Source organism: Deltaproteobacteria bacterium (genome assembly GCA_011773515.1).
Taxonomy (GTDB): domain Bacteria; phylum Desulfobacterota; class Deferrimicrobia; order J040; family J040; genus WVXK01.
This window is the reverse complement of sequence record WVXK01000059.1, coordinates 8087-9194: the sequence shown is the minus strand read 5'-3', so window position 1 is coordinate 9194 and position 1108 is coordinate 8087. Positions and strand designations below refer to the sequence as shown.

Sequence of the window (1108 nt, the reverse complement as noted above, 5' to 3'; positions counted from 1 at the left end):
CTCCCTCGCTCACCGGTGGAGGAAAAAGGCCGATGTCAGGGAGCTTGCCGACACGTACACACGGGCCCTTCAGACCCACTTCGCAAAGCCCGTGGAGACGACCAACTCTGACACGGTGCACCTCTACGCGGAGAAGGCCGCTTACTCGAGATTCGGCGTCTACATAACCCACCTGAGCATAATCATCATATTCATCGGGGCCATGATCGGGAACATATTCGGGTTCAAGGGATACGTGAACATAGTCCAGGGAAGGTCGGTGAGCAACGTCCAGACCAGGGGATCGAAGGGAAATGTGGACCTCGGGTTTTCCGTGAGGAACAACAGGTTCTGGATCGAGTACTACCCGAACGGGCAGCCGAAGGAATATTTTTCGGACCTGACGGTCATCGACGGCGGTCAGGAGGTGAAGAAGCAGAGAATAGAGGTCAACTCCCCTCTCCAGTACAAGGGGGTCTGGTTCTACCAGTCCAGCTACGGGCCGGCCGGGGCGTCGAACATAACCGTGGACGTGAAAAATTCAGACGGATCGGTCAACAAGAGGCTGACCCTCCTGCCGAACCAGAGGGTTCCCGTAGAGGGTGTGGGCACGGTTGCGGCAGAGGACTATTCCGAGAACTTCCAGGGGTTTGGGCCGGCGCTCCTGGTCTCCCTGACGAAGGAGGGGGAAACGGCCAACCGGTTCTGGCTGTTTAAAAACTTCCCCGATTTCGACAAGAGAAGGGGGGATAGCAGCTACCTCTCCTTCAGCGGGATAGACACGATCTTCTACACGGGCCTCCAGGTAGCCAAGGACCCCGGCGTGAACATCGTGTGGGTCGGGTGCACCGTCATGGTAATCGGTATCCTCGTGGCGTTTTTCGGCTCTCACCGGAGGCTGTGGCTGAAGATCGTCCCGGGAAAGGATGGAAGGGCCGAGATGGTTCTTGCCGGGGCGGCGAACAAGAACCGGCTTTCTTTCGAAAAAACCTTCGCCCGAATCAGGGATGAGATAGCGAAGCTGTAAAGTCTTTTTATGGTAAAGGAGCTTTTGTATGGATAACCTGAACGTCAGATTTTTCGATATCGCGATGGTCCTCTACGGGCTGGCATCGGTTCTCTATGTCTT

General features: G+C 56.0%; 1 protein-coding gene and 1 pseudogene (1 of these 2 only partly in view). Both read left to right on the top strand.

The genetic code is table 11. From position 1 onward, the window contains the following. Positions 1-1006, top strand: a 1006-nt coding sequence (locus GTN70_06715) for a cytochrome c biogenesis protein ResB (protein NIO16677.1), incomplete at its 5' end; no start/stop codon positions are given. Positions 1007-1034: 28 nt separating this feature from the next. Further along, positions 1035-1108, top strand: a pseudogene (gene ccsB / locus GTN70_06710) (c-type cytochrome biogenesis protein CcsB); it runs 727 nt beyond the window's last position.